We start from the raw sequence: 23731 nt of genomic DNA on the forward strand, positions 1-23731 counted from the left end.
TGGGGCGGTGCGATCGGCCCCCGGCCGATCCGACCGCCCCATCCGGAAGCCGGCTCAAAGGCGATCTCGCACGCCCCGGCGAAGCCGGGGCCAAAGACACAGCAATATATACGGCTCTTGTACGTCCCTCTTCCACGATGAGCGGGCTCGGAACGCGGCCGGCGTGGACACCGGCCCGACCGGGCAGAAGGCCTCCTTCCGGCCCCCATCCGGGAGGGGGCCTTCTTCCTGCGGGCATACCGGGCGGGCCTTCGCGTGTTGGCCCTGGGGACGACTGCGGAAGGAGCACGGGTGGGCGAGGAACTGAAGATCCGGGTGGGGGTGGCGCCGGCGCCGGGGACCGGGCCCGCGGAGTTCGCGGGGTTGGCGGAGACGCTGGAGGCGGCCGGAATCGACTCGCTGTGGCTATCGGAGCTGGTCTACGCGCCGGAGGTCGACCCGCTGATCGGGATGGCGCACGCGCTCGCGCGCACCACGAGCCTCAAGGTGGGCACGGGCGTCGCGATCTTGCCCGGCCGTCACCCGGTGCTCGTCGCGAAGCAGCTGGTGACGCTGGCCGGGCTGGCACCGAAGCGCGTGCTGCCGGTGTTCGGGTTGCGGCCGGCAAACGCGGCCGAACACGCGTTGTTCCCCGTGCCCGGCCCGCGCGCGGCGGTCTTCGACGAGGCCCTCACTCTGCTGCGACTGCTGCTGGAGCAGGACGACGTGCACTTCGCCGGCGAGTTCTACCAGGTCGACGGCGTGACGATCGGGCCGCGCCCGGCCAAACGCCTCGACGTGTGGCTCGGCGGCAGCGCGCCCGCGGCGTTGCGCCGCGCCGGGCGCTTGTCCGATGGCTGGCTCGGCAGCTTCCACTCACCTGAGCAGGCGCGGGCAGCGCGCATCGCGATCCAGGACGCCGCCGCCGAGGCCGGGCGCGAGATCGAGCCCGACCACTTCGGCCTGAGCCTGCTGGTGGCGAGTGAGGGGATGCCCGACCGGATGCTGGAGGTCGCCGCGAAGCGCCGGCCCGGCACGCCCGTGACCGAGCTCGTGGCCACGAGCTGGGCCGAGGCGCGGCGCCTGCTGGAGCAGCACATCGACGCGGGGCTGTCGAAGTTCGTGATCCGGCCCGGGCATTCGGGCGACTACCGGCGGTTCCTCGACGGCCTGCACCGCGAGCTGTTGCCGCTCCAGAACTAGAACTGCAGCTGCTCCGTCTTGCGCGGCATCAGGGCCAGCGCGACGAGGCTGAGCGCGGCGACGGCGGCGATCGCCACGAATACGTTGTGCGTGGCGCCTGCCAGCGAATCGCGCACGTACTCCGCGGCCGCCGAGTGGTCGTTCCGCCCGAGTACGAGGCTGGTCGCGTCGGCGCTGTCGGGCAGGCGCCCGGCGACGGCGGCGGGCGGGTGGGCGAAGCGGTCGGCGAGGGTGGAGTTGGCGATCGCGCCGAACACCGCCGCGCCGATGGCGCTGCCCAGCGAACGGCCGAACATGTTCGTGGCCGTGACCACGCCGCGGCGTTCCCAGCCGACGCTCGACTGGCTGGCCACGATCGTGGGGCTCGAGGCCAGGCCGAGGCCGGCGCCGACCACGAACGCGGCGCCGGCCACGCTCCAGAGCGAGGTGTCCGCGCCGAGCAGTGTGGTGAGCACCACGCCGACGACGATGAGCCCGGCGCCGATGAACGCGGTGTCGCGGAACCCGATCCGCATGTAGAGCCGTCCCGACAGCGACGCGGCGAGCGGCCAGCCGACGGTGAGCGCGGCCAGGGCGAACCCGGCCGTGAGGGCGTCGTGGCCGAGCACGCCCTGAGCGTAGGTCGGCAGGAACGAGCTGAGTCCCATCAGCGTCGCACCGACCACGAGGGCCACCAGGGTGCCGCCCACGAGGGTGCGCCGCGTGAACACCCACAGCGGCAGCACGGGCTCGGCCGCGCTGCGTTCGACCAGCACGAACCCGACCAGCGCCGCCGCGGAAGCGACGAAGATGAGGACGCCCACCACTGAGCCCCAGCCCCAGGCCACGCCGCCTTCCAGCAGCCCGAGGATCAGCAGCGTGCAGCCGCTGATGAGCAGGCCGGCGCCCGCGTAGTCGATGCGGTGGCGCGTGCGTTCGACGCGTTCGGCGAACTTCCGGTACAGCATCCAGGCGGCGATCGCACCCAGCGGCAGGTTCACGAAGAAGATCCAGCGCCAGCTCAGGAACTCGGAGAACACGCCACCCAGCGCCGGGCCGAGCACGGACGCGACGGCCCACACACCGGCGACGTAGCCCTGCACGCGCGCGCGTTCCTCGACGGTGTACAGGTCGCCGACCATTGTCATGCTGATCGGCTGCACGGCCCCGGCGCCAACGCCCTGCAGGGCTCGCGCGGCGATGAGCACCGGCATGCTCCAGGCCGCGCCGCACAGCACCGAGCCGAGCAGGAACACGGCGATGCCGAAGAACATCACCGGCCGGCGGCCAAGGACGTCGGCGAACTTGCCGTAGAGCGGCACGGTGACCGCCTGGGTGAGCAGGTAGACCGAGAACAGCCACGGGAACTGCGAGAACCCGCCCAGGTCGCCGACCACCGAGGGCACGGCCGTGGCGATGATCGTGCTGTCGAGCGCGACCAGCCCGGTGCTCAGCATCACCGCCGCAAGCACCGGCCCGCGTTCGGAGCGCAGGCCGACGGCCTTTTTCGTGGTCGCCGGCGTCTCGGCGGGGGTGCTCATCGGCGGGGTCTCCTTCGGGGTTCCCAGGGGCCGGGACAACTGTTTCGCAACGGTAAGCATTTCACGAACGAGTGACTGTCGGACAGTCTTGGCGGGCCAGCCATGATGAGGGGATGGACACGTGGGTGCGGCCGATCCGCCGCGGGTGGGTGGTGCGCGGCGAGGTGCCGGGCCCGGACGTCGACGAGTTCGCGGAGCCCGACGCGGTGGTCACGGCCCTCGCGTCCCCCGGCGCGGCGGGCGACACGCTGCTGGCGGTGCAGCACCCGGCGCGCACGCCCGCGGCGTTGGCGCGGGGCCTCGACCTGGCCGCCGCGCTGCCTTCGGCGCGGGCCGCGCTGGCCCGCATCCGGGCGCGGCACTACCGGTCGGTGGCGGGGTTCGTCGCGCCCTACCGCATCTCGGGGCCGGACGGCGTCGCGGTGGGCGTGCTGTGCCTGGTCGACGTCCGTGAGCTGACGGCGGGCGGGTCCCACGTGCGGCACACGGAGGAGGTGTACCCGCACGTGGTGGCCGAGCGCGCCGCGGTGCTGGCCGGGCTGGGCACCGCGACGAGTGCCGCGCTGCTGGTGCCGTCGTCCGGCGGCGAGGCGCTGACCGCGGCGGTGGAGGCGGCGTGCGCGGCGCTGGGGCCGCCGGACGTGTCCACTGTGGATCAGTCGGGGCGACGGCACGAGCTGTGGGTGGTTCCGTCGGGGACTTTGCAGGAACGTTTGGTGGGGGCCGCGTCGGCTGCGGATCTTCTGGTCGCGGACGGGAATCACCGCGTGGCCGCGGCTGCGCAGACGGGTGCGCTGCTGGCTTTGGTTACCGGCGGACCGCGGTTGCGGATCGGGGCCATCCACCGGGTGCTGACGGGGACGGGGCTGACGTCCGATGCGTTGGCTTCGGCTTGGCGTGGGGTCGGGTTGGAGGTTTCGGAGATCGTCGACGCCACTGCGCCCGCTGTTTCGGGTTCGGTGGTGGTACTGGCCCGGCCGTCTTCCTTGCGGGTGGTGTTGCCGCCGGCCGACGAGCTGACGATCGACCACGCTGTGGTGGAGCAGCTGCTGTTGGGGGAGGCTCTCGGTTTGGATCTGGACGGCCCGCACGTGCAGCCCTTGCCGGCCGGCCGCCCTGCACCTCCGGATGCCGACGCGGTGGTGCAACTGGCGCCCGTCGAGTTCTCGACCGTGCTGAAGGTCCACGCGGCCGGCCTGCGCATGCCCCGCAAGGCGACTTACTTCACCCCGAAACCTCGGGGTGGGCTGGTTCTCGCGGAGATCTGAGGGTCTTGGCGACGATGGAGTGGTATGCCGTCCGCTGCGTTTTCCAGTGGCCCCTGTGGCAGGGCACGCCGTTCGAAGAACGCATCACCCTCTGGCGTGCGTCCAGCCCCGCCTCCGCCCTCGAATCCGCGGAGCGCGAGGCTCGGCGTTTTTGCCTCGGAGAACGGGGTGACTTTCCTGGACTTCGCCCAGGCCTACGCCGTCGGTGAGACCGGCGCGCTTTCGCCGGGAACCGAGGTCGTCTCCTTGCTGCGCGACAGCCCACTCCCGCCGGAGGACTACGCGACCCGTTTCTTCGACACTGGTGGGGAACATCACGGAGTCGTCGAACCGGGGGAGTGAGCGTTCACAGTGGAGACTCACGTCAGGCGGAACACCGACTCCGCGTTGGTCGAGTAGATCTTCGTCCGCACCTCATCCGACAAGGCCGACTCGTCCAGCACCGACACCGCCGCGTGGGGGCTCCAGCACGGGTGGTCGGTGCCGTAGAGGATGTTGTCCGGGCCGTAGTACTCCAGTGCCGTGCGGATGGTCAGCGACTGGGGTGCGACCGTATCGACGAAGACCCGCTTCAAATACTCCGAAGGCAGGCGCGGCAACCCTTCGATGCGAGCGTTCTTGTCGATACGCCCAGCCTGGTAGGGCAGCAGGCCACCGGCGTGGGTTTGGACGATGCGCAGAGACGGGTGGCGTTCCATGATGCCGCTGAAGATGAGGCGCAGCACCGTCACGCTGGAGTCGAGGAGGCGGCCGATGGACCGCTGGATGCCGTCCGCGTAGCCGGTGAGGACTTCGTTGAAGGCGAGGTCCGTCGGGTGCACGATGAGGGGGACGTCGAGCTCCGCGACCCGCTCGTAAAACGGCTCCAGGCGCGAAGCGTCAACGGTTTCCGAGCCGATCATCGAAGGCAGGTTCACCCCGCGGAGATCGAGTGAACCCACCGCGTGGTCCAGCACCTTCAAGGCCGTCGCCGTGTCCTGCAACGGAACCGCGGCCGTGCCGAAGAACCGGCCCGGGTGCAGGCGTTGCGCACGAGCGATTTCCTCGTTGTACGCGTACGCCTCGTCCAGCGCCTCGTCCGCCGGCATCTGGTCGAGCATCCCCGCCAGCACGCCGGTGGTGCAGACCACGACGGTATCGGGGCCGGTGGCGGCAAACGCCGCCTCGAAGCCCGCGTCGAGGTCGGACCAGATGGCCGGCAGCGGGATGAAGCCGCGGCCGTTGTTGTACAGGTAGCGGTAGCCGTCGCCGACGCGTTCGGTGCGGGGAAACGAGCCGCGTCGCGCCATGGTTTCGAAGTGGGACCGGGGGAACCAGTGGAAGTGGGTGTCCACCACGCGCATCGAAATTCTCCTCAGCTCATCCGGTGTTCGGCGAGGATGCCGGCGAAGATGCGGTCGGCATCGGGGCGGTAGTTCTCGTGCAGGGTGCGGAACAGTTCGTGGCAGCGCGTGGCCGGCCAGTCGCCCGGCAGGTGCTCGGCGGGCAGGTGCGGGGTCTCGCGCAGCAGCTGGCGCCACGCCGACGCCAGGATCAGGTCACGGCCGAGGTCGTCGAGAGCCTCGGGTACGGGGTCGGGCACGTCCCAGGACCGCAGGAACCGGTCGTAGCGCGCGGCCAGCTCGTCGAGGTGCCACGTGCGGGAGATCATCCCCTGCACGTCGTCGAACTTCGGGTACGCAGTGAACACCTCGACGTGCTTCTCGACGCCCGCGCCGGGCAGCTGCGCGAGGATCGCCGACACGTCGCGCTCGCCCGGCGCGAGCCACACGCCGTCGCGCAGCAGCCCGAAGCTCTCCCACGCGAGGCTCCGCCGCAGCAGGTGGCGTTCCTTGCGGTGCGTCTCCGGCAGCGAGAAGCACAGGACCGTCCACGCGCCGGGCGGTTGCGGCCCCTCGCCTGTGTCGTGGAACGTCCGCTGCTGCTGCACGCGCACCACCCGCAGCCCGACCTCCGACGCGCGGAAGTACGCCGCGCGGCCCTGGCGCGAGCGGTCCAGCAGCCCGCGCTCGGTCATCCGCGACAGGGTGAGCCGCGTGGCGTGCGCGGACACGCCGATCCGCGCGAGTACCTCGATGTACCCGGCGGTCGCGATCTCGGGGTTCGCCTCGAGGCAGTAGCGGCCGAGCATCGTCATCAGCACCGTCTGTGGCGTCGGCGCGCGGCTCAGGTCGGGTGCGGGTCGGTCGGTGGTCAGGACGAACCCCCTGTTCTCACGCCCGCCGCGGCGTTCTCCGGTGACCTGTCGAACGTACCCCCGAGTAACGGCAGCACGTGCTCGCGCAGCACCGACACGGTCGAGGGATCCGGGCCCAGCAACGACTCCGCGACCATCCGGGCCCGCGCCGGGCCCAGCTCGCGCTCGGCCAGCGTGACGAATTTGCCCACGATCTCGTTGTCCGGCAACGGGTTCCCCGGGTCACCCCGCGCGTCGAGCCGATCCGCGTGGACCTCACCCGACGCGGTGGTGATCTCAACCCGCGCGCCCCACTTGGTGGGATACGCGGCCGTGAGGTCGTCGGCCGACCCGACCTCGACGACCCGCGCCAGCTCCAGCACGGCCTCGTCGCGCAGCGCGCCGTCCTCGAAGTCCCACGGCGTGCAGTGCCCCCGCAGCGCTGAGATGGCCAGCACGAACTGGGCACTGCCCAACGCGCTCAACGCCGACCCGAACGGCGGCGGCCGATCGACGATCCCGGCCAGCTGCGCCGGCAACAGGCACCTCAGCCGCCGCACCGACGAGCGGGACCAGCCGCCCCCAGGACGCAACGACAGCACGGCGTCGATCGCGCCCTGCAGGTGTTTCGCCCCCGCGTGCGGCTTCAGGCTCGTCTCCGGCAGCAGAAACGGCTCCGGCAACGCGGCGTCCGAACGCCGCAGCGGCGAACGCGGGTCGTCGAGGATGTCGAGCGGGCCCGTCCAGCCGGAGTCGGCCGCGAGGAACGCGGTGACCGCGCGCTCCGCCGCGAACCCGGCCAGAAGGTACTTGCCGTCCGCCCGGTCCGTCGCGCCCGCGATCGACCCGCCCGCGTGCTGCGCGGCCAGCGCGATCGCCGACGCGGTGACGGCGAGCGGCCGGTCGAGGAGCACCGAAGCCGCGGCCGCACCGCCGAGCGGGGCCAGCAGAGCCGTCGGCCACCACCCGCGCCGGATCAGCCCTTCGCCCCCGATCGCGGACGCCGCGGCCAGCGCCACCTCGTAGCCGGCCAGGAACGCCCGCTCGTAGTCGTCGAAAGAAGCATCGACAGGCAACACGGCCAGCGTCGCCGGCAACACCACACACCCCGGGCACAGCACCGAACCGCGGTGGATGTCGCCCGCTTCCCAGCCGTGGGCGTACACCCCGCCGAGGAACGCGGTCCGCCGCGCGGCGCCGTACTCCGCGGACAGGGTGTGCGCGAGCCCGGCCACCGAGCCGGCGAGCGTGGTGTGGCCGGCGATGAGGGCACCGACGGCGTCGGTCAGGTGGGCTCGCACGGCGGCCCGGACCGCGGGCGGCACCGGCCGGGAACCGACCGAGTGCGCCCGCGCGGCGAGCTCATCGACGAGCGACATCTGCCTGCGTGGCCCGGAGCCGGCCGGTCGACGGCTCGTCCACCCGCCCGTCGGCCGTGAGCACGACGCCGTACAGCTCACGCGCGGCCTCGGCCGTCACGAAGCCGTCACGCACATCCTCGGCGACGTCCGCGGCCGGCCGCTCCGACGGCGAACCCCAGCCCCCGCCGCCCGCGGTGCGGAAGGTGACCTTCGACCCCGCCTGCAACGCCAGCCCGGTGTGCTTCTTCACGTGCTCCGGCTGCCCGCCCGGCTGCGTGACGATCGTGTCGTTGACCGCACCCGCCTGGCCGCCGCGCAGGCCCCACGGCGGGCAGGTCGTGCGCTCGTTGGCGATGTTGGTGAACATCGCCTGCTGCGGCTCCACGTCGATCTCCAGGCCCAGCCCGCCGCGGTGGCGGCCCGCGCCACCGCTGTCGGCGCGCAGCTCGTGACGCGTGAACACCAAGGGGTAACGCGCTTCCTGGATCTCGATGGGGATGTTGCGCACGTCGCCCTGGCACACCGACACGCACGCGCTCGGGCCGTCGCCGACGGGACGCCCGCCCCAGCCGCCGCCGTTGATGTTGAGGCACACGAACCGCGAGCCGGTCTTCTCGTCGATGCCGTGGAAGGTGAAGCCGGACATGTCGCCCTTGTGCGCGGCCGGCACCTGGTCGGGCAACGCGTCGGCCAGCGCGCGGATGATCGTGTCGACCACCGTCGGCAGCGAAATGCTCCACTGGCCCAGCGCGGCCGGGGACTTGGCGTTGAGCAGTTTCCCTTCCGGCAGCACCACGTGCAGGTTGCGGAAGGACCCTTCGTCGACCGGGTGGGTCGGCAGGGTCAACATCTTGAACGCCACGCGCGCGGCCGCGACGCCGCCCGACTTGCCGGAGTTGAGCGGGCCCTTGACCTGCTCGTTGATGTCGGAGAAGTCGATCGTGAGCTCTTCGCCCTTCACGATCACCTTGAGGTCGAGCGTGATGCGCTTGTCGAGGTCCTGGCCGTCGTTGTCCATCCACGCGGACGCCGTGTACTCGCCGTCGGCCATCTGCGCGACCGCGTGGCGCGACAGGCGTTCCGACTGGTCGCGCATCTCGGTGATGCAGGCCATCACCGTGTCGAGGCCGTAGCGCTCGGCGAGCTCGGCGATGCGACGCTCGCCGAGACGGCAGGCCGCGATGGCCGCGCGCAGGTCACCCAGCGACGATTCGGGGATGCGGATGTTGTCCTTGAGGATCTGCATCACGTCGGCGTCCCACTCGCCGGCCTTCATCACCTTGATCGAGCGCAGCTGCAGGCCCTCGGAGTAGATGTCGGTGGTGGCGGTGGAGCCGAATCCGATGCGCGAGCCGCCGATGTCGACCCAGTGGGCGCGCACCGCGGGGAACGCCACCACCTTGCCGTCGACGAAGATCGGCGTGTAGACCACGACGTTGTTGAGGTGCTGGCCCGCGACGTACGGGTAGTTCATCACCAGCGCGTCGCCGGGTTCGAAGCCCTCGAGGCCGTGGCGCTCGATGCCGTCGGCCACGGAGACGCCGAGGTCGGCCAGGAAGATCGGCAGGCCGCCGAGGTTCTGGGCGATCAGCTCGCCCTCGGTGTCCACCAGGCCCACGCAGTAGTCCTGGACCTCGAAGATCATCGGGTTGTAGGCGGCGCGGCGCAGCGCGGTGGCCATCTCGTCGGAGTACGCCACGAGCGCGCAGCGGACCACTTCGAGCGTGACGGGGTCGATGGTGTTCCTCATGCGGGGCTCCCCACGGAGACGACGAGCGAAAGGTCGGGCGCGACGGTGAGCACGTCGCCGGCGTAGAACACGACCGAGGACGTGGCTTCCTGCACCACGGCGGGACCGGTGATCCGGTGGCCGGGCCGCAGCGCCTCGCGGTCGTAGACGGGACAGGACACGGGTTCCGGGCCGCCGCCGTGCAGCACCACGGGCCGGTGCTCGACCGGCTCCGGCTCGCCCGAGGCGGTTTCGACCTCGGCCGCGTTGCCCGCGGTCGTTTCGAGCGGTAGCGAGATCACCGTGCGGACACCGACGGCCTCCACCGTCTCGTCCGACGCGTGGTGGCCGTAGAGCCGGTTGTGCATCTCGTCGTACAGCGCACGCACGGCCGCGTGGTTCGAAGTGGACAGTCCCTCTTCGGGCACCGGCACGGGAATCGTGAACTCCTGGCCCTGGTAGCGCAGTTCGAGGAAGTGCTGCAGAACGGGCGCGGTCGCCGGCTCGCCGACGTCGGCCCGCAGCCGCGCCCACGCCTCGGCGCCCAGCGCCTTGAGCGTGATCGCGTACTGCTCCACTGTGGACGATTCGAACTTCGCCAAGTGCGTGCGCGTGAGGTCGTGCCGCACCTCGGAGTAGAGCATGCCCTTGGCCGAGAACTGCCCGGGCAGCACGGGAACCACGACCGTGCCGATGGTGAGTTCACGCGCGATGGACACCGCGTGCAGCGGGCCCGCGCCGCCGGTCGCCACGAGCGCGAACGTGCGCGGGTCTTCGCCCTTCTCCACCGAAACCGCGCGCACGGCCAGCGACATCTGCGCGTCGGCGATGGTCACGATCCCGCGCGCGGCGGCCAGCAGGTCGAGGCCCAGCGGTTCGGCGACGTGCTTCGTGATCGCGGCTTCGGCGGCCGCGCGGTCCAGCGGCATCTCGCCGCCGAGGAACCGGCTCGCGCCGAGGCGGCCGAGCACGAGGTTCGCGTCGGTCACCGTCGGGCGGTCGCCGCCGCGGCCGTAACACGCGGGGCCGGGTGCCGCACCGGCGCTGACGGGGCCGACCTTGAGCGCGCCCGCGGGGTCGACCCACGCGATGCTGCCGCCGCCGGAGCCGACCTCGACGATGTTGACCACGGGCAGCGCCATCGGGTGCCCGGTCGCGTAACCGCCGATGAAGTAGCCCGGGCTGATGTCGACCTGGCCGTCCTTGACCAGGCTGGTCTTGGCCGTGGTGCCGCCCATGTCGAACGAGATCAGCCGCGGCAGGTCGAGGCCCGCGGCGAGCGCCGACGCCCCGATCACCCCGGCGACCGGACCCGACTCCATCATCCGCACCGGGCTCTGCCGCGCCGTCTCGACGGACATGATGCCGCCGTTGGACTGCATGATCAGCAGCCGGCCGCGGAAGCCCCGGGCCTCCAGCCGCGTGGTCAGCGAGTCGAGGTAGCGCGACACGACCGGGCCGACGTAGGAGTTGAGCACCGCGGTCGACGTGCGCTCGTACTCGCGGTACTCGCGCATGATCTGGTGCGACAGCGTCACGTACGCCTCGGGCCACAGCTCGGTGAACAGCCGGCCCAGCTCGAGCTCGTGCTCCGGGTTGGCATACGCGTGCAGCAGGCAGACCGCGACGGACTGCACGCCCGAGGACTTCAGCTCGGTGATCAGCTCCCGCGCGGCGGCGACGTCGAGCGGCGTGCGCACGCTGCCGTCCACGAGCACGCGCTCGCGCACCTCGCGTCGCAACCGGCGGGGAACCAGCGGGTCGGGCTTGCCGAAGAACAGGTTGTACGGCTCGGAACGGTTGCCGCGCCCGATCTCGTAGACGTCGCGGAAGCCCTCGGTGGTGATCAGCGCGGTGGCGGCGCCGGCGCGCTGCAGCACGGTGTTGATCGCGATGGTGGAGCCGTGCAGGAACAGTTCGGTGTCGGGCAGGTGCGCGCCCAGCTTGTCGAGCCCGTCGAGCACGCCTTCCGCGTGGTCGTGCGGGGTGGTCAGGGTCTTGGCGGTGCTGAAGACGCCGTGCTCGTCCACGGCGGTCAGGTCGGTGAACGTCCCGCCGATGTCGGCGGCGATCTGCTTCACGAGGTACCTCTTTCCTGGAAAGCGGTCAGGGGAGTTCGGTGCGCCAGGAGTCGGCGAGGGATTCGAGCTTGCGGGCGCCCACGTTGAGCAGGACGCCGACCACGATCACCACGAACACCGAGGCGAGCACGTCCGTGGTGCCGAGGTGACCGGCGAAGAAGCTGATGTTGTAGCCGATCCCGCCGTCGCCCGCGAAGAACTCGCCCACGACCACGCCGACGAGCCCGCGGCCCACGCCCAGGCGCAGCCCGGCCATCACCGTCGGCACCGACGCGGGCAGGATCACCTTGCGCAGCAACGCGGTCTCACCCGCGCCGAACGACACCGCGGTGCGGATCAACTTCGGGTCGACGTTGCGCACGCCCTGGGCGGAGTTGACGATCACGGGGATCACCGACATCAGGAACGTGATGGCGACGACCGTCGGGCTGCCGAGGCCGAACATGAGCACCAGCAGGGGGAACAACGCGATGATCGGCGCCGAGTAGAGCAGCCACACGTACGGTTCGACCACGTAGTCGACGTAGCGGTAGCGGCCCATCAGCAGTCCCACGGCGACGCCGACAACGCCGGCCATCCCGAAGCCGATCACCAGCTCCAGCGCGCTCGTGCCGATGCTGCGCAGCAGCAGCCCCGAGCCGATCTGGTTGCCGAGCGAGCCCGCGATGAGCACGGGGGAGGACGTCAGGAACGGGTTCACGAGGCCGGCCCACACGGCGATCTGCCACAGGATGGCGACCAGCACGAGGAAACCGCCGCCGAGCACGATCGGCATGGCCTTCTCCGGCACCCGCCGCCGCTTGGGGGGACGCACAGTGGTACTGACAGTGGTGGTCATCGGTTCACCTCTCCCACGACGTGGCGGCGGTGCCGAGCACGCGCAGCAGCGCGGTCACGATGTAGCCGAAGATCCCGACCACGAGGGTCAGGAACAGCAGCGGGGCGACGTCGAAATTCTGGCCGTACGTGGAGATCAGCTGTCCCACGCCGTCCGTGCCGCCGTACAGCTCGGCCACGATCACGGCGATCACGCCGCGCCCGGCGCCGAGGCGCAGCCCGGCCATGATCGTCGGCAGCGCGCTCGGGAACAGGATCTTGCCGAACATCGCGCCGCCGCCCGCGCAGAACGCCCTCGCGGCCTGCACGAGCTTCGGGTCCGTCTCGCGGATGCCGGCCATGGCGTTCACCGCGATCGTGATCACGGCTTCGATGAAGACCATCGCGATCTTCGACGCCTCGCCGATGCCCAGCGCGAGCACCACCAGCGGCAGCAGCGCGAGCGACGGCGTCACGTAGAGGGCGACCAGCGCCGGCTCCAGCGTCTGGCGGATCCGCAGCTTCCAGCCCATCAGCATGCCCACCGGCACGCCGACCACGACGGCGAGCAGGAAGCCCGTGAAGAACTCGACAAGCGTCGTCTGCGCGTTCTCCCACAGCTCGCCCGAGCTCAGCAGGTCGCCGCCGGCCTGGACGATCGCCACCGGCGTGCTGGTGAACTCCACGTCGACCAGGCCGGTCGAGGCGGCCAGCTGCCACAGCGCGAGAACCACGACGACGCTGCCGAGCACGAACCGCGCCCGCACCGGCGGCAGCCAGCGCAGGCCCACCGCGCGGCTCGGCGGCGCCGCGGCCACCGGGCGCGGCGGCCGCGTGCGCAAGCCCTGCGTCATGACGGCACCGCCGCCTTGGCCTGCGCACCGAAGAGCAGCTCGGCCAGGTGCGTGCGGTACTTGCCGAACGCCTCGCTCGCGCGCACCGCGGCGTCGCGCGGACGCGGCAGGTCGATCTCGATCACCTCGACCACGCGGCTCGGGCTGCCGCCCATCACGAGCACGCGGTCGGCGAGGAACACGGCCTCGTCGATGCCGTGGGTCACGAACAGTACCGTTTTCCGGTCCAGGTCCCAGATCCGCAGCAGTTCGGTGGCCATCAGCTCGCGTGTCTGCGCGTCGAGCGCGCCGAACGGCTCGTCCATCAGCAGCACCTCGGGGTCGGTGGCCAGCGCGCGGGCGATGCCCACGCGCTGGCGCATGCCGCCCGACAGCTGGTGCGGGTGCGCGTCTTCACGCCCGGCCAGGCCGACCAGCTCGATGAAGTGCCGGGCCCGGTCCAGCCGCGTCGCCTTGTCGACACCCTGCATCTCGAGTCCGAACGCGACGTTCGCGAGGATCGTGCGCCACGGCATCAGCGACGCGTCCTGGAACACCACCCCCCGGTCGGGGCCGGGCTTGCTGACGACCTTGTCACCGATGCGGATCTCGCCGGCGGACGGGCGCAGCAGGCCGTCGGCGGCCAGCAGCACGCTGCTCTTGCCGCAGCCGCTGGCGCCCACGATCGTCACGAACTCGCCGTCGCGCACGTGCGCTTCGAACCCGTTCACCGCCACGAACGATTCGCCCTTGCCGGGGTAGGAGATCTGCAGGCCGTCGAAGGTGATGTCTGCCATCGGGTCCTCCGTTCAGCTGGTCTTGGGCAGGAAGCGGGTGTCGAGCCACTGCGAGTCGGGCAGCCGTTTCGCGAACACCTTGCCCTGCAGGCCCATCTGCCAGAAGTCGTCCATCGCCTTGGCCGAGGGCATGCGGCCGTCGGGGTAGAGCTGGTCGATCCACTCGGCCATGCTGGCCTTCGCGTCGTCGACGCTGATCTTGAGCGCCTTGGCGATCGACTTGGCCGCGGCGTCGGGCTGGTCCTTGGTCATCTGCATCGCCTGCGACAGCGTGTCGACGAACTTCTTGGCCCGGTCGGGGTTGTCGTCGACGAAGCCGGGCTTGCTCCACGTGACGTGCATCGGGTAGCTGTCGACGAGGTCCTTGAGGTCCAGGATCTTGTTGTAGCCGGCCTTTTGCGCGTAGACCGTCTGCGGCTCGGTGAAGATGTTGGCCTGCAGCTGGCCCGCCTTCATGGCCGCGAACCGCGCCGCCGAGGCGCCGCCCTGCACGACCTTGATGTCCTTGTTGGGGTCGAGCCCCGCCTTGGCCGCGGCGAAGCGCGTGAGCAGGTCGGTGGACGAACCGATCGTGGTCACGCCCCAGTTCTTTCCCTTGCCCTGCGCCACGGTGTGGATCTCGGGCACGGCGTACCAGGCGAACGCCGTCATGTCGAAACCGCCGTAGATGACCTTCACGTCCTGGCCGGCTTCCTCGGCCGTGAGCGGCCCGGTGAGCGAGCCGACGGCGACGTCGACGTCACCGGAGAGCACGGCTTTCGCCAGCTCGGCGTCGCCCTTGAACGTGACGGCCTTGACGGTGAGGCCGTGCTGCTTCCAGAGGTTCTCGTCGTTGGCCAGGTAGACCGACGCGAGGGTGGTGGCCTGCACCGGCAGGCCGAGGGTGATCGTCTCACCGCCGCCGGAGGAGGCGGCACCACCCGAGCCGCACGCGGTGGCGACGAAGGCGAGAGCGATGGCCGGTAACGCGAACCGCGTCCGGCGGAGAGTTTTCCATGGCACGGGGGAGACCTCGATTGTGTCCAGGGGGGAGACCGGGACGCGGGGGAACTTTGCCGCCTCGGTCTGGAATCGGGCGAGGTGTCGACCATGAGAAGCATCGGGAGGTGCACCTCTTTGTGCTCCGGTCAGTGTGACTCTCGATCTCGACGCGCGTCAAGAAGTTGAGAAACATCGTTTGGCCCGGGATTTCCCACCGGACCGCGGGCGCGACGAAACCCCCGGCGGACGCGAAGTCCTTGCCCGCCAGGGGGTTTCACCGTTCACGTCCGTCCTAGCGGAACACCTCCGGCCGGTTCTTCGCGAGGCTGATCAGACCGCCCGCCTCGAGCATGTCGACGAGGAACGGGTCGGCCGCGGCGCCGCGGATCGTCGTCTGCGTGGTCAGGTTGGTGAACTCACCGGTGGTGAGGTCCACGCGCACGCGGTCGCCGTCGGCGGCGAAGTCGGGGTTGAGCCCGACTTCGAGCGCCGGCAGGCCGACCTCGAAGCAGTTGCGGTAGAACGTCCGGGCGAACGTTTCCGCGACCACGCACCCGATTCCCGTGGCTTGCAACGCCTTCGTCGCGATGGCGCGGCCCGAGGACTGCCCGAAGTGCTTGCCGGCGAACACGATGTCACCGGGCTGCACCTGCTTCGGGAACTCCGGGTTGAGGTCTTCGAGCACGTGCTGCACGAGGATTTCCATCGGCTCGAACACGTACTGGGTCTTCACGAGCCGGTCGGTCGGGATGTTGTCCCCGAACCGCCAGCAGCGGCCCTCGAACTTCACGATTTCCCTCCCGTTTGGACGGTCGAGGCGATGACACCCGCGACGGCCGACGCGGCGACGGTGGCCGAGGACGCGAGGTACATCGACGCGTCGGGGCTGCCGTTGCGGCCGGGGAAGTTGCGGGCGTGGGTGGAGATCATCGTCTCGTCGGACGCCATCGCGCCCATGTTGTAGGCCTGGTTCGAGCCCGTGCTGGGCGGGAACCACGTGGCACCGGCCTCGTGCAGCGCGAGCACCAGCCCCTCGCGCGCGGCCTCCGCGAACACCTCACGGCTGGAGGGCACGAGGTGGAACCGCGTGTCCGGGTGCACCTTGTGCCCGGCCAGGACCTCGGCCGCCGTACGGAAGTCCTCGAGCCGGCCGCCGCCGTGGCCGCCCAGCTCCGCGTACTGCACCGGCGTGCCGGCGACCTCGGCCACGGGCTTGACGTTGCCGACGGTCGGCGGGCAGGCGACCGTGGGGTCGACCTCGCCGACGTCGAAGCGCAGCACCTGCGCCGCTTCCTCGCCGTCACCGTGCACCAGCAGGCCGGCGTCGCCGCCGGGCAGCGTGCGCACGAACGCCTCGGTGACCTCGTCCGGCTCGACGAAGCTGCACTTGGCACCGAGATCCACACACAGCAACGGGAAGAGCCAGCGGTCCCAGAAGGACAGTCCGCGCACGTACGGGCCGCCGAATTCCACGGCCCGGTAGTTCAGCTCGCCCTCGCCGATGCGGCCGACCAGCCACAGCGCGATGTCGCGCGGCGTGACGCCGGGCTTCGGCGTCCCTTCGAGGTGGACCCTGGTCGTCTCCGGCACCTTGAACCACGCTTTGCCGTACGGCAGCACGGTTCCGGCGTGGGAGTCGTTGCCGAGCGCCACCGCGAGCGCGCCCATCGTGCCGTGCACCGGCGTGTGGCTGTCGGACCCGACCACGATCATGCCCGGCTTGATGTGCCCGTTGCGCACCACGGCGTGGTGCAGGTTGCCGTTGCCGCAGTCGTACAGCTTCAGGCCGTGCTTGCGGGCCCACCGGCGGTTGTGCTGCAGCACGTCCGCCTGCTGCTCAGTCGGCGGCGCGAAGTGGTGGTCGAACACCATCACGGCCCGCTCGGGGTCGGGGATGGGCACGTTCACACGCTTCTCGTACACCTGCGAGGTGAGGTACCCGGACAGGTCGTGCATGATCAGGCGATCCACTTTGGCCACGACGATCTCGCCGGGCTCCACGGACTCGCGGCCGCTGGCGCGGGCGAGGATCTTCTCGACGAGGTTCACGCGACCACCGCCGTCGCGACGATCTCGCGGGGGTCGGTGATCACGCCGCGGATGGCCGACGCCGCGGCCGTGGCCGGGCTCGACAGGAAGATCTTCGAGTCGTAGCTGCCCATGCGGCCCTGGAAGTTGCGGTTCGCGGTCGACAGCGTGGTCTCGCCGTCGGCCATCGCGCCGCCGTTGCCCGCGCACGCCCCGCAGCCGGGGTTGGTGATCATCGCGCCGGCCTGGATCAGCTTCGTGAGCACACCGCTGTCCGAAGCCTGCGCCATGATCTTCGCCGACGCCGGCGTGACGATCAGCCGCAGGCCTGGGGCTACGCGGTGGCCGGCCAGCACGTCGGCCGCGATCACGAGGTCGTCGTACTTGGCGTTGGCGCACGAGCCGATGAAGACCTGGTCGAGCTTCGTGCCCGCGACGTCACCGACGCCCACCACGTTGTCGACCGTGTGTGGCACCGCGATCTGCGGGGCGAGCGTCGGCCCGTCGAGCCGCACGGTGGCGCGGTAGGTGGCGCCCTCGTCCGGCAGCAGGATGTCCAGCTCGTCGCGCGGCACGCCGGCCTCGTCCAGGTAGGCGAGCGTGGTGTCGTCCGGGGCCACGAAGGCGTTCTTCGCACCCATCTCCATGGCCAGGTTGCAGAACGTCATGCGTTCCGAAACCGACATGCCCTCGACGTAGGAGCCGGAGAACTCCACCGACTCGTAGGTGAGCCCGTCGGCACCGAGGTCGCCGATGAGCTTGAGCATGATGTCCTTGGCGTAGACGCCCGGGGCGAGGTCGCCGTCGATCACGATCCGCACCGACTCGGGCACCTTGACCCACAGCTTGCCGGTCACCCACGCGGCGGTGATCTCGCTGAACCCGACGCCGGTGCCGAACGCGCCCAACGCGCCGTAGATCGTGGAGTGCGAGTCGGTGCCGATGATGAACTGGCCGGGCCGCACGAGCCCGTGCTCCATGAGCACGATGTGCGCGATGCCGCTGTTGACGTCGAAGAAGTTCTTCACGCCCATCTTCTGCGCGAACTCGCGGCACAACGCGTGGTCCGCGGCGGTTTTCGCGTTCATGGCGGGGGACAGGTGGTCCATCACCATGGCCACGCGGTTGACGTCGTAAAGCTCTTCGACGCCCATCTTCTCCAGCGTGCGGATGCAACGCCAGCTCGCGGTGTGGCTCATGTACAGGTCGGGGAACGCGTCGACGATCTGGCCCGGCACGAGGTCCGCGACCCCGGACGCGCGTTCGATCGCCTTCTGCGCGAAGGTCTTGGCGGTCACTGCTTTCCTCCCGCGAAGCTCGCCATCAGGTGCGGGATCAGGCCACCGTCGGCCATGATCTCCCGCAGCACCTGCGGGTACGGGCTGAAGGGGAAGGTCTGCCCGCCCACCTCGACCGTGCCCGCGTCGTAGTCGACCCACATCTCGCCGCCGTCGGCGGCCGCTTCCGCCGCGGCGGGCGACTCGACCGCGACGAGCCCGGTGTTGATGGCGTTGCGGAAGAAGACGCGGGAGAAGGAGGCCGCGACGACCGCCTTGATCCCGGCGCCGATCAGGCACGTGGCGGCCTGCTCCCGCGCGCTGCCGCAGCCGAAGTTGCGGCCGGCGACGACGACGTCGCTCGCGCGCAGCCGCGCCTGAGTTTCCGGCCCCAGCGGCTCGAAGGCGTGCTCGGCGAGCTCAGCCGGGTCGATGCTCACGAGGTAGCGGCCGGGGATGATGACGTCGGTGTTCACGTTTTCGCCGAAGGTGATGATCTTGCCTCCGACGCGATGTTCACTGCCCATGGGGATTCTCCGCTCGTGGATCCGGTGGTGTGCGGCGGGAACCGGTCACGGGCTCGTCTCTTCCAGGAACCAGTCGGTCGGCACGGTGTGCCCGAGCTCGCGCTCCTCGGCCAGCGCCAGCGCCCGTGCGCAGACGGCCGCGAACTGGACGCCCATGCCGGTGTTGTTGGCGAACACGGTGATGTCGTCGGGGCTCGTGCGCCCCGGCGCCTCGCCCAGCAGAAGGTCGCCGAGCTCGCGGATGTCGTCCCACGACTTCAGGCCGCGGTTGACCGGGCCGAGGATGTCGTACTGCTTGTCGTGGTGCACCTGCTCGCGCGAGAGCACGGTGATGCGGTCGGCGCGGTCGAACGTCGTGTCATCCAGCTCGCGCCGGGTGGCGGTGCCGTCGGGCGAGGTGATCGCCGTGACGTGCGTGCCGGGTTCGAGCCAGGCGCCGTCGAAGCAGGCTTCCATGGCCGCGGTGGCGCAGGTGACGATCTGGCAGCCCGCCACGGCGTCGCGCCGCTCGTCCACGGCCACGATCTTGCGCCCGGTCTTCTCGCTCCACACCTTCGCGAACTGTTCGCGGTGCTCCGCCGTGGGGCTGTAGACGCGGACCTCTTCGATGTTCGGCCGCACCATCAGCAGGCACTCCAGGTGTGCCTCGGCCTGCCAGCCGGAGCCGAACATGCCGGCGACCGTCGCGTCCGGGTTGGACAGTTCCCGGATGCCGAGCGCCGAGGTGGCGCCGACGCGCATCTTCTGGATGAAGCTGTCGTGCATGATGGCGAGCGGTTCGAGCGTGGTCAGGCTGTAGAGCGTGACGAGCCCGACGTAGCGGCCGCCGGGTGCGGCCGGGATGAGCCGGCGGCGCTGCACGCCGCTGGGCAGCGTCTCGACGCCCGCGATGTCGGACGTGATCCGCAGCGCCCACACGCCGCTGGAGACGTTGCCGCCCTCCTGCGACTTGAACCGGAAGCGGAAGCCGGGGTGGCGGCTGTCCTCGACCGGGAAGTACGTGTGGTTGCGCGGCCGGTTGGCGCCCTGGCCGGCGTTGAGCTCCTTGTACGCCGTCTCCAGCGCGTCGAGCGTCTCGCCGGCGGTGAGCACCTGCTCGATGTCGCCGTTGGAAAGGATCCTCACCGCTGTGCTCCTGTCAGGTGTTCGGGTTCGCCTTCGGTGACGCGGACGGTCTCGGCCACGGCCGCGTTGCCGCCGTCGGCGAAGGCAACCTCCACGGACACCGCGCCCGCTTCGCCGTCGGCCAGTACGGCAGCCGGGTCCTGGGCGCGGAACTCGCCGCTCGTGGACAGATCGGCCTGGTTGACCCAGCGGACCTCGGCCTTGGCGCCGCCCGGCAGCTTCGCCAGCGCGGGCGCGGCGGCCTCGGCGAGCGAGCCGATCCTCGCGCCGGCCTTGGCTGCCGCGATGGCCGCGGTCAGCGCGTCCTTGATCGCGGCCGGCCAGCTCGCGCCGTCACCGAGGACGCGGCTCGAGTACACCCAGTTCATGCGGTACTGCCCGGTGACGCCGAAGGACGTCACGCCGTCCGAAGTGGACAGCGAGCTCGGGTACAGGTCGAGGAAACCGCCGCCGCGCAAGGCGCGTTCCACGGTCTCGACACGGCTGCCGGCGGTGCTGCCCTCCACCGTCGCCTTGGCCGCGGCGTCGTCGAGGATGCGGCCGGCCGCGCGCAGCAGCTCGGTCTCGGCCGCCGACGGGATGAGCCGCTGCTCACGGACCAGGCTGCCGAGGCGCTTGACCTGCCAGCCGGGCACCGCGGCCACGATCTCGTCGGCCACGTCGGCGGGCCACAGCGCGGCGTCGACCAGGCCGATGGTGCCGTTCTTCTTGCCCAGCAGGTACTTCGCGACGAGGTCGGCGAAGTTCTTGCCGCCGCTGAACTCCGTGACCTTCGACGAGGCCTTCATCCAGTTCTGCACCCGCAGCGACAGCTTGGTGAGGAACGTGACGGGTCCCTCGGCGGGGATCGCCAGCACGCCTTCGTTCCAGTAGAGGCACAGGTTGGTCAGGTAGGCGAGGTCGTCGGAGCGGGACACGTCGGCGTAGACGAACGCGACGTCGACGCCCTGGGCCGCCATGGCCTTCTGGAGCGCGGCGACGCGGTCGCCCCACTCCTGGTCGGGGGTTTCCGCGGGGTCGAGTACGTGCAGACCTCGTTTCACGCCACGTCTCCTGTCTCGAACAGCTTCCGTTCGGTCGTGATCAGCACTTCACAGCCGTCGGCGGTCACGCGCACGGGGTCGCCGAGCACGTGGTAGCCGGCCAGCGGCGTGTAGGTGTTGGGGTGGATGATGAACACGGAGTTCTCGGGCAGCACGGTGTGGTTGCCCTCGATGATCGGCGTCTCGTCGAGGTGCAGGCCGTGGCCGTGGCCGCGCACGCGGGTGTAGTTGCTGGAGCAGTACTCGCCGTAGCCGTACTTGCGGAACACGTCGTTCTCGGCCACCGCCACCTCGTGGGCGGTGATGCCCGGGCGCACCACGGAGATGCCGGCCTCGACGGCCTCGTTGAACAGGTCGAACGACTTGCGCTGCCCGTCGTCGGCCTTGCCCACCACGGCGGAGCGGCAGATCTGCAGCCAGTAACCGTCCATCTTGGGCGTGAGCTCGGTCCGCACCATGTCGCCCGCTTCGAGCAGCCGGTCGCCGGGCGGGGTCATGCCGCGCACCTCGTCGCGGCCCGAAGCGATGAGCATGAAGTTGTCCTCGGCACCGAGGTTCTTCAGCCGCGCCTCGACCTCCGCGACGATCCGGTACTCCGGCAGCCCCGGCTCGAGCACGTCCACGAACGCTTCCCAGCCGGCCGCGCACACCACGGCGCTGCGGCGCATCCGGGCCAGCTCCCACTCGCTCTTCACCAGCCGCGCGGTGTCGAGCAGCTTCGTGGCCGACCCGACTTCGGCGCCCGGCGCCGCGGCGCGGATCGTCTCCATGAGCACGAGCGGCACGAGCTCGTGGTGGGCGATGCCGATGCGCCGCGGCGCCAGCTCCTTGAGGACCACGCCCAGCTCCGCCGGGTTCGCCGGGTCCAGCCGCCGGGCCTCGCCGACCCAGCCCTGCGCGGTGAACGCCGCGAGGTCCGAAGGCCGGGTCGAGAACGCCACCGCGTCACCCTCGGCGGGGAACACCACGAGCGCGGCGCTGCCGGCCGGGGTCACGTCGGTGAAGTAGCGGATGTTCTCGCGCCGCCAGGCCGGGCCGTAGGCGAGTACGACGTCGAGGCCCTGCTCGGCCATCGCGTCGCGGATCTTGCGGTGCCGCAGCTGCAGCTCCGCGAGGTCCTCGGGGGACAGGCCCGCACCGGCGGGTGCCGGGGCGTGGTCGATCGTCATGGATTCCTCCACTGTGTTTGTGGTGGGTTCGGTTTTTCGGTGTTGCTCGGTCAGTCAGGAGCGCGCCGGGGTCAGGGCGGCGGGCGCCCCTTCGCCGGTGATCTCACTCGTGATCTGCTCGACGGTGCGGCCGCGGGTCTCGAAGGTCGCCACGAGCGCGGCGATCCCGGCGAGGATGGAGATGATCCCGAAGACCAGGAAGAACAGGAACTGCGAAGCGTGCGCCGCCAGGATGAACCCGACGAGCACGGGCATGATGAGGCCGCCGACCTTCTGCCACGCCGCCGCCCAGCCGAGCCCGGTCGCGCGGCTCGCCGTGGGGTAGAGCTCGCTGGCGTAGGCGAAGAGCGTGCTGCCGGCGAGGCCGCTGCCGAAGAACGTGGCCAGCGAACCGAGCACGATCACCGCGCCGGTCGCCGACGTGGTGCCCCAGGCCAGGCAGAACAGTCCACTGAGGATGAATGCCCCGCCGAGGACGACGCGGCGGCCGATCCGGTTGATCAGCTGCCCGGCGAGGATCGCGCCGACCACGCCGGCGGCCGTGATGATCGCCGTGTAGCCGAAGCTCTTGAGCAGGTCCACGCCCTGGCCTTCCAGCACGGACGGCAGCCAGCTCGAGAGCCCGTAGAGGAACGCGCCGGCGCAGACCTCCATGAACCAGATGGCGATCGTGTAGCGCAGGTAGTGCCGGGCGACGAGCGTGCGCACGGTGCCGCTGGTCTCGGGTGCCGAGTGCCGGGCGGCGGGAGCTTCGGTGGGGTTACCGCCTCGGCACAGGCCGCTGACGATGGCCGCCGCTTCGGCGAGGCGCTCGCGGCGCAGCAGGTAGCGGACCGACTCCGGCAGCGTCGCCAGCATGAACACACCGACGAGCACCGGCACGGTGGCGATCACGAACATCGCACGCCAGCCGAACGCCGGCACCACCGCGGTGCCGACCGCGGCCGCCGTCGGCAGCCCGATCAGCCACGCCGCCGTGGCCGCGGTGACGAGCGGGCCGCGGTGGCGCGAGGGCACGAACTCGGCGATGTAGGGCAGGACCACGGCGATCTCGGCGCCGAGCCCGATCCCCTGCAGCGCGCGGAACGTGACCAACGCGCCGAAACTGGGTGCGAACACCGCGGCGAGTGAGAACACGGCGTAGACGATCACCGTGATCGACAGCGGCACCTTCCGGCCGAACCGGTCGGACACCGTGCCGGCGACGGCCGCGCCCACGAGCATGCCCGCGAACAGCGCCGAGGAGAACACCCCGGCCGACTCGCTGGTGAGGTGGAAGGTCTTGATGACACCCGGCAGGATCACGCCGGTCAGGTTGATCACGAACCCGCACAGGAAATGTCCGATGAGGACGGTTACGTAGATCCTCAGGTGCCGTGCGGTGAACGCCGACTCGTCGAGGCGGGAGAGCAGGGAGTGGGACGAGGTCGCGGGGGACGGGGGCATGTGGGGCCACCTCCTTGTGGCTTGGAACAACCCAGGGCTTGTGAAACCCAGCAGCTCGTAGGCGGCGGCTGGTGCTACCCGGTGGCTCCGCGCCGCTCGACGCGGTGGTCGCGCGGCTCGGAACCCGTTGGCCGGCAACCCATCGGCGGTTCAGCGATCCGGTTGGGCAGGCCGGCGGGCTGGTGAGCCGTCGGTCTGCGGTCCGGTCGCATCGGGCTGATCGGTTGCCACCCGATGGCTTCGACGCCTCCGGCACCGCGGCACTCCGAAGCCGCCCGGCTCGGAAGCCGGGCTGTTCGGAGGCCGAGGGACGTCGGCCGGTGGCTCGAAGCCGTCCGGTTCGAAACCTCGTGGTGCAGGGCCGAATGGCCC

General features: G+C 70.7%; 21 protein-coding genes. 3 read left to right on the forward strand and 18 right to left on the reverse strand.

All coding sequences use genetic code 11. The features are described 5' to 3' along the window. Positions 1-291 precede the first annotated feature (291 nt). On the forward strand, positions 292-1182 hold the full coding sequence (locus AB0H62_RS45830) for a TIGR03854 family LLM class F420-dependent oxidoreductase (protein ID WP_255637753.1): 891 nt from the start codon (positions 292-294) through the stop codon (positions 1180-1182). Here the strand turns inward: AB0H62_RS45830 and AB0H62_RS45835 are convergent. After that, on the reverse strand, positions 1179-2702 hold the full coding sequence (locus AB0H62_RS45835; RefSeq protein WP_220238882.1) for an MDR family MFS transporter: 1524 nt from the start codon (positions 2700-2702) through the stop codon (positions 1179-1181). The two genes, AB0H62_RS45830 and AB0H62_RS45835, sit on opposite strands and share 4 nt — an antisense overlap. Before the next feature lie 113 nt (positions 2703-2815). Here AB0H62_RS45835 and AB0H62_RS45840 point away from each other — a divergent pair, with 113 nt between their 5' ends. Both AB0H62_RS45840 and AB0H62_RS45845 read left to right on the forward strand, forming a co-directional pair. Further along, entirely contained in the window at positions 2816-3970 is a 1155-nt protein-coding gene (locus AB0H62_RS45840; protein WP_220238883.1) for a DUF1015 family protein, read from the forward strand. A gap of 168 nt (positions 3971-4138) precedes the next feature. Then, the gene (locus AB0H62_RS45845) at positions 4139-4312 is read left to right on the forward strand and encodes a hypothetical protein (RefSeq protein WP_360592418.1); all 174 of its coding nucleotides are present in this window, start codon (positions 4139-4141) and stop codon (positions 4310-4312) included. Between the two features lie 17 nt (positions 4313-4329). Here the strand turns inward: AB0H62_RS45845 and AB0H62_RS45850 are convergent, their stop codons facing one another. The 17 genes from AB0H62_RS45850 to AB0H62_RS45930 all read right to left on the reverse strand — a co-directional run bounded on the left by AB0H62_RS45850 (position 4330) and on the right by AB0H62_RS45930 (position 23359). Continuing rightward, a complete protein-coding gene (locus AB0H62_RS45850; RefSeq protein ID WP_360592419.1) occupies positions 4330-5313 on the reverse strand; it encodes an amidohydrolase family protein in 984 nt (327 codons plus the stop codon). 11 nt (positions 5314-5324) lie between these two features. Continuing rightward, on the reverse strand, positions 5325-6107 hold the full coding sequence (locus AB0H62_RS45855; RefSeq protein WP_220238886.1) for a PaaX family transcriptional regulator C-terminal domain-containing protein: 783 nt from the start codon (positions 6105-6107) through the stop codon (positions 5325-5327). Positions 6108-6163: 56 nt separating this feature from the next. Then, the gene (locus AB0H62_RS45860; RefSeq protein WP_360592421.1) at positions 6164-7525 is read right to left on the reverse strand and encodes an MmgE/PrpD family protein; all 1362 of its coding nucleotides are present in this window, start codon (positions 7523-7525) and stop codon (positions 6164-6166) included. Continuing rightward, the gene (locus AB0H62_RS45865) at positions 7509-9257 is read right to left on the reverse strand and encodes a hydantoinase B/oxoprolinase family protein (RefSeq protein ID WP_220238888.1); all 1749 of its coding nucleotides are present in this window, start codon (positions 9255-9257) and stop codon (positions 7509-7511) included. Before AB0H62_RS45865 ends, AB0H62_RS45860 begins: the two co-directional genes overlap by 17 nt. Beyond that, positions 9254-11317, reverse strand: a complete 2064-nt coding sequence (locus AB0H62_RS45870; RefSeq protein ID WP_220238889.1) for a hydantoinase/oxoprolinase family protein — start codon at positions 11315-11317, stop codon at positions 9254-9256. The genes AB0H62_RS45865 and AB0H62_RS45870 overlap by 4 nt, the downstream gene beginning before the upstream one ends. A gap of 25 nt (positions 11318-11342) precedes the next feature. Next, positions 11343-12155, reverse strand: a complete 813-nt coding sequence (locus tag AB0H62_RS45875; RefSeq protein ID WP_220238890.1) for an ABC transporter permease — start codon at positions 12153-12155, stop codon at positions 11343-11345. Between the two features lie 4 nt (positions 12156-12159). After that, entirely contained in the window at positions 12160-12987 is an 828-nt protein-coding gene (locus AB0H62_RS45880; RefSeq protein ID WP_220238891.1) for an ABC transporter permease, read from the reverse strand. Beyond that, positions 12984-13763 carry an ABC transporter ATP-binding protein gene (locus tag AB0H62_RS45885; RefSeq protein ID WP_220238892.1) on the reverse strand — a complete coding sequence of 260 codons (780 nt, stop codon included), beginning with the start codon at positions 13761-13763 and terminating at the stop codon, positions 12984-12986. The genes AB0H62_RS45880 and AB0H62_RS45885 overlap by 4 nt, the downstream gene beginning before the upstream one ends. A 12-nt stretch (positions 13764-13775) precedes the next feature. Next, complete coding sequence (locus tag AB0H62_RS45890; RefSeq protein ID WP_220238893.1) at positions 13776-14765, reverse strand: ABC transporter substrate-binding protein; 990 nt, start codon at positions 14763-14765, stop codon at positions 13776-13778. Between the two features lie 271 nt (positions 14766-15036). After that, a complete protein-coding gene (locus AB0H62_RS45895) occupies positions 15037-15534 on the reverse strand; it encodes a hypothetical protein (RefSeq protein WP_220238894.1) in 498 nt (165 codons plus the stop codon). Continuing rightward, complete coding sequence (locus tag AB0H62_RS45900; RefSeq protein ID WP_220238895.1) at positions 15531-16793, reverse strand: aconitase family protein; 1263 nt, start codon at positions 16791-16793, stop codon at positions 15531-15533. The genes AB0H62_RS45895 and AB0H62_RS45900 overlap by 4 nt, the downstream gene beginning before the upstream one ends. Continuing rightward, on the reverse strand, positions 16790-18070 hold the full coding sequence (locus AB0H62_RS45905; protein ID WP_220238896.1) for an aconitase/3-isopropylmalate dehydratase large subunit family protein: 1281 nt from the start codon (positions 18068-18070) through the stop codon (positions 16790-16792). Before AB0H62_RS45905 ends, AB0H62_RS45900 begins: the two co-directional genes overlap by 4 nt. Further along, positions 18067-18576: a 3-isopropylmalate dehydratase gene (locus AB0H62_RS45910; RefSeq protein WP_220238897.1), complete on the reverse strand. Its 510-nt coding sequence runs from the start codon at positions 18574-18576 to the stop codon at positions 18067-18069. Before AB0H62_RS45910 ends, AB0H62_RS45905 begins: the two co-directional genes overlap by 4 nt. Positions 18577-18621: 45 nt before the next feature. Beyond that, entirely contained in the window at positions 18622-19701 is a 1080-nt protein-coding gene (locus tag AB0H62_RS45915; protein WP_220238898.1) for an ornithine cyclodeaminase family protein, read from the reverse strand. After that, complete coding sequence (locus AB0H62_RS45920; protein ID WP_360592423.1) at positions 19698-20744, reverse strand: aminopeptidase P family N-terminal domain-containing protein; 1047 nt, start codon at positions 20742-20744, stop codon at positions 19698-19700. Before AB0H62_RS45920 ends, AB0H62_RS45915 begins: the two co-directional genes overlap by 4 nt. Continuing rightward, entirely contained in the window at positions 20741-21913 is a 1173-nt protein-coding gene (locus tag AB0H62_RS45925; protein WP_220238900.1) for a Xaa-Pro peptidase family protein, read from the reverse strand. Before AB0H62_RS45925 ends, AB0H62_RS45920 begins: the two co-directional genes overlap by 4 nt. A 54-nt stretch (positions 21914-21967) precedes the next feature. After that, positions 21968-23359, reverse strand: coding sequence for an MFS transporter (locus AB0H62_RS45930; RefSeq protein WP_220238901.1), 1392 nt, complete (start codon positions 23357-23359; stop codon positions 21968-21970). Positions 23360-23731 lie beyond the last annotated feature (372 nt).

It is taken from the genome of Amycolatopsis sp. NPDC050768 (genome assembly GCF_040654155.1).
Classification (GTDB): Bacteria; Actinomycetota; Actinomycetes; order Mycobacteriales; family Pseudonocardiaceae; genus Amycolatopsis.

Bases quoted from the DNA above. Each gene is read 5' to 3' on its own strand.
- AB0H62_RS45835 (WP_220238882.1), bottom strand. From the start codon at position 2,702: ATGAGCACCCCCGCCGAGACGCCGGCGACCACGAAAAAGGCCGTCGGC.
- AB0H62_RS45840 (WP_220238883.1), top strand. From the start codon at position 2,816: ATGGACACGTGGGTGCGGCCGATCCGCCGCGGGTGGGTGGTGCGCGGC.
- AB0H62_RS45850 (WP_360592419.1), bottom strand. From the start codon at position 5,313: ATGCGCGTGGTGGACACCCACTTCCACTGGTTCCCCCGGTCCCACTTC.
- AB0H62_RS45855 (WP_220238886.1), bottom strand. From the start codon at position 6,107: ATGACGATGCTCGGCCGCTACTGCCTCGAGGCGAACCCCGAGATCGCG.
- AB0H62_RS45860 (WP_360592421.1), bottom strand. From the start codon at position 7,525: ATGTCGCTCGTCGATGAGCTCGCCGCGCGGGCGCACTCGGTCGGTTCC.
- AB0H62_RS45865 (WP_220238888.1), bottom strand. From the start codon at position 9,257: ATGAGGAACACCATCGACCCCGTCACGCTCGAAGTGGTCCGCTGCGCG.
- AB0H62_RS45875 (WP_220238890.1), bottom strand. From the start codon at position 12,155: ATGACCACCACTGTCAGTACCACTGTGCGTCCCCCCAAGCGGCGGCGG.
- AB0H62_RS45880 (WP_220238891.1), bottom strand. From the start codon at position 12,987: ATGACGCAGGGCTTGCGCACGCGGCCGCCGCGCCCGGTGGCCGCGGCG.
- AB0H62_RS45885 (WP_220238892.1), bottom strand. From the start codon at position 13,763: ATGGCAGACATCACCTTCGACGGCCTGCAGATCTCCTACCCCGGCAAG.
- AB0H62_RS45910 (WP_220238897.1), bottom strand. From the start codon at position 18,576: ATGGGCAGTGAACATCGCGTCGGAGGCAAGATCATCACCTTCGGCGAA.
- AB0H62_RS45925 (WP_220238900.1), bottom strand. From the start codon at position 21,913: ATGACGATCGACCACGCCCCGGCACCCGCCGGTGCGGGCCTGTCCCCC.
- AB0H62_RS45930 (WP_220238901.1), bottom strand. From the start codon at position 23,359: ATGCCCCCGTCCCCCGCGACCTCGTCCCACTCCCTGCTCTCCCGCCTC.